Source organism: Microcoleus sp. T3_B1, from assembly GCF_036700445.1.
GTDB lineage: Bacteria > Cyanobacteriota > Cyanobacteriia > Cyanobacteriales > Microcoleaceae > Microcoleus.
The window spans coordinates 133,313-137,300 of the sequence record NZ_JAUBOX010000010.1; the positions used below are offsets into that span (position 1 = coordinate 133,313).

A 3,988-nucleotide genomic window follows, 5' to 3' on the forward strand; every position below is an offset into this window, starting at 1 on the left:
TGCGATGTTGCATTATTGTTAATAAGTCTTTTATGAACAGGCTTTTCGGCCTGTTCCACAAAGAGTGAATGTTATTGTGGAACAGGCCGAAAAGCCTGTTCTTGAGAATGGTGCAAGATGTGAGATAAGATCGATCGAGGGGCGATTCCCTACGGGAGAGTCTTGAATCATTTCTTTTGAGTCCCCTCTGTTCGGAGGCAAGGTTGTGTAGTAACGGTTTTAACCGCCGACTCCGATCGGGAATTTTCAACCCGGATTTGATATGCTAATTTTGGCGCACCATCCAGACTAAAAATCCCAATATTTTATCTACGGGAGGTAGCGGATAGTCGGTAAGATCGATCGTCACTATTTGCCCTTCCAGCTTGAGAAACCGCCAAGCTGTGCCGCTGGAAACGCTGCCGTAGATGGCTGATATCGAGATCCCTTTCGCTTCATTAAACCTCTGGGCCGCCACCATTTCAGCAATACATTGACCCAAACCTACTTTCAAATCTCCTTTTTTAGCTTCCACCATCACAATTGCTGGGGCTTCAATGTCTAATTGTTCGGGGGAACGGCTGATGAGAAAATCGCAAACTCCTGTAAGTCCAACAGCAGCATCGACATTAAATTCTTCACCCGAAAACACGCTGATTTGTTGGTTCAGAATCCTGCGAACTTCCAGCAATACAGGGTTGATAATAGCTTCTGAACGGGCTTTTTCTGTGCTAGTAGCGATCGCCCAAGGCAAATTTGTCTCCAGCATGGTCTGCAAGGCTGTTGCGGGTGCGATCGGCTCGATTTCCGGCAGAAATCTGATTCCTTCGACTGCTGTGAGATTGAAGGCTTCTTTAACTTTGCCGATCGTTGTAAATTGACTGTAAGGCATAAAATCTGATGTTGTTTTTATTTCTGCTTTTCTATTACACTCGCTGCAACTTAGCTGTTCTCGGATCGATGATTTTTCTGCCCAAACCTGAAAACTTAATTGCCAGATTAGTTTTATCGCCAGCCCCTAAAACGTGGGTAATTTCTCCAACTCCAAAAGCATGATGAAAAACCCGATCGCCTGTTTGCCAATCCGCCGATTGTCCATTGTTTCCCGGTTTAGAACTCCCGGAATTTGCTGCTGAATTATTAGTTTTTCCTTTAGATGCAGCCGTTTTCCCCGCTTTAGTTTTCTTCGCACTTCCAGCCAGCAAATGTGTCGGCAATTCCCCTAAGAATAGCGAAGGGGTGCAGTGTTCCCGGAAACCTCCCCAGAGGCGACGTTCGCGAGTGTGGGTGAGAAATAGCAATTCCTGGGCGCGAGTGATGCCGACGTAGCACAAACGGCGTTCTTCTTCGATCGCTTTCGGGTCGTCCAAACTGCGGAAATTAGGAAATAAACCCTGTTCCATTCCGACTAGAAATACCACGGGAAATTCTAACCCTTTTGCTGAGTGTAGCGTCATCAGCGACACGCGGGAATCTTCTTCCTGCAAGTCATCTAAATCGGATGCTAAAGATGCTTTTGCTAAAAATGATGTCAGCGTCGGTTCTTCGTTTTGTTCTTCAAATTGCAGCACAGCATTGTACAATTCTCTGACGTTTTCTATGCGATTTTCGGCTTCCTCGGTTCCTTGATTTTTCAAATCTTCAATGTAGCCTGAATCTTGGATAATTCCTTGGACAATTTGCGAAGCCGGCAGAGTTTCAACTTGCGATTGCCAACGACCAATCATTTCGGCAAACTTAATAATAGCTTTTGCCGATCGCCCTGCGAGAGTATTGACAGAAGATTCATCGCTGAGGATTTCCCACAACGGAATGCCCAATTGAGTTGCAGCGTCTTCGATTTTGGAAAATGTGGTATCCCCAATGCCGCGACGGGGAGTATTGATGATGCGTTTGAGGCTGACGCTATCGTCGGGATTGGCAAGCGCCCGCAGGTATGCTAAGATATCTTTGATTTCTTTGCGATCGTAAAACTTCAGGCCACCGACAATATTGTAAGGAATGTCTAAACGCATTAACGCTTCTTCAAAGGATCGAGATTGAGCGTTTGTGCGGTAGAGAATCGCAAAGTTACTGCCGTTTTCGTATTCGGAATTTTGGCGCTTTAAGGAATGAATTTGACCTGCTACAAATTCCGCTTCATCTAATTCGTTGTCTGCCCGCCAGACAACAATCGGAGCTCCCGGTTCGCGAGTCGGCCGCAGAATTTTTTCGATCCGTTCGGTATTGTGTTCGATCAAGTGGTTCGCGACTTGCAGGATGTTTTCGCGCGATCGATAATTTTCCTCTAATTTTACCATTGTCCGAGTTTTCTCGTCGGACAAACCATCTCCAAAATCCTCTTGAAATTCCAGCAATATGGTATAATCTGCCATCCGAAAGCTGTAAATTGATTGATCGACATCGCCCACGACAAAAATCGAGCGGTTTTGCCATTTATCGAATTTTTTAGGATCGGCGTTATTTGTCACCAACATCCGAATCAAATCGTATTGAGTGCGGTTAGTATCTTGGTATTCGTCAACTAAAATATGGCAAAACTTTTTATGCCAGTAACTTAATACTTGCTCGTTTTGGCTCAAAAGCTTAACGGGAACGAGGATTAAGTCGTCAAAATCTAGGGCATTGTTGGCTGCTAAAGCGTCTTGGTAGCGACTGTAAACATCGGCAATCACACGACCTCGATAATCCGGTTCTGCTGCTAGGTATTCTTGAGGCGACAAGCCTTTATTTTTAGCATTGCTGATGGCATAGCGGACTTTTCGCGGATCAAATTTCTTATCGTCCAGATTGAGAGTTTTTGTAACAATTTGTTTGACGATACCTTGAGCATCTGAATCGTCAAAAATCGAAAAATTTTTCTTCCACTGCCGGCCTTTTTCGTCTTGATATTTCTCAATATCGTAGCGGAGAATGCGACCGCACAAAGAGTGAAAAGTCCCCATCCAAATGTGTTTGGTAATTCTCTGGTAAATTTGCGATCGCAATTTCGTCTGCACATCCGGGGCTAAGTCTACCAAAGGTTTGCCATATTCGGCTTCAGCTTGCTGAGTTGCCAGCAATTTCTCAATTCTTTCTTTCATCTCCCTGGCGGCTTTATTTGTAAATGTCACCGCCAGAATATTTTCAGGATCAACTCGATGGGTGCGAACTAAGTTAGCAACTCGGTAAGTTAGAGCTCTGGTTTTGCCGGAACCAGCGCCCGCTACTACTAACAGCGGCCCGTTATAATGGGCGACTGCTTGGCGCTGAGATGGGTTGAGGTGGCTGAGGAAATCAGTGGTTTGAGTCATAGCTAGAAAGTTAGTTTAATTTTTTAAGCGGTAAATAATACTTGGTATGGAATACCGCGATTTTTTTTAAGGTAAGGTGCGCTCGCCCTACAATATAATATCAGATCAGACGGCGGTTTAAACCGCGTCTACACAAACGATGTCCGCCTCCGCGGACTTAAGAGAATAGCGTAAAACATAATTTTCACCGCCTATTCTTTAACCCGCGGAGGCGGGTTTTGTCTGTATAGCCCCGGTTTCAACCGCCCGGTATTCTAACGTTTAAATATTCGTATCAGCCACATTGCTGCTAATATTCCCAAGCCAATCCAGATGGCAATAATCACAGCAGCGGCAGCCCGATTTATAGGTTTTCCTCGCTCTATTTCTGCGGCTGCTTTTTCCCGACACTCGGCTAAAACCTGTGGCGGAATCATCTTCAGTACCAGCCAAATTCCCAAAGGTACAATTATCAAATCGTCCAAGTAGCCGAGAACCGGTATGAAGTCAGGAATTAAGTCGATCGGGCTAAAAGCATAGGCCACCGTAAGCCCTGCTAAAATTCTGGCGTACCAAGCTACTCTCTGGTCTGTACTGGCTAAATAAACCGCGTAAGTCTCTTTCTTAAGTCGGCGGGCAGCTTGTTTTAAGGATTGCATATAATGACTAATGACTAATGACTAATGACTAATGACTAATGACTAATGACTAATGACTAATGACTAATGACTAATGAC

Annotated in this window: 3 protein-coding genes; all 3 read right to left on the reverse strand. The window is 44.9% G+C overall.

The annotated features are described in order from the left end of the window. Window positions 1-265 precede the first annotated feature (265 nt). The 3 genes from QT990_RS08505 to QT990_RS08515 all read right to left on the reverse strand — a co-directional run bounded on the left by QT990_RS08505 (window position 266) and on the right by QT990_RS08515 (window position 3,910). Complete coding sequence (locus tag QT990_RS08505; RefSeq protein ID WP_333138692.1) at window positions 266-871, reverse strand: hypothetical protein; 606 nt, start codon at window positions 869-871, stop codon at window positions 266-268. A gap of 34 nt (window positions 872-905) precedes the next feature. Continuing rightward, a complete protein-coding gene (gene pcrA / locus QT990_RS08510; RefSeq protein WP_333465127.1) occupies window positions 906-3,272 on the reverse strand; it encodes a DNA helicase PcrA in 2,367 nt (788 codons plus the stop codon). Window positions 3,273-3,526: 254 nt separating this feature from the next. Beyond that, complete coding sequence (locus tag QT990_RS08515) at window positions 3,527-3,910, reverse strand: YkvA family protein (RefSeq protein ID WP_333465128.1); 384 nt, start codon at window positions 3,908-3,910, stop codon at window positions 3,527-3,529. Between the last annotated feature and the right edge of the window lie 78 nt (window positions 3,911-3,988).

What these genes read in the sequence shown, in the direction of transcription:
- QT990_RS08505 (WP_333138692.1), bottom strand. Translation starts at nt 871, where the DNA reads ATGCCTTACAGTCAATTTACAACGATCGGCAAAGTTAAAGAAGCCTTC.
- pcrA (WP_333465127.1), bottom strand. Translation starts at nt 3,272, where the DNA reads ATGACTCAAACCACTGATTTCCTCAGCCACCTCAACCCATCTCAGCGC.
- QT990_RS08515 (WP_333465128.1), bottom strand. Translation starts at nt 3,910, where the DNA reads ATGCAATCCTTAAAACAAGCTGCCCGCCGACTTAAGAAAGAGACTTAC.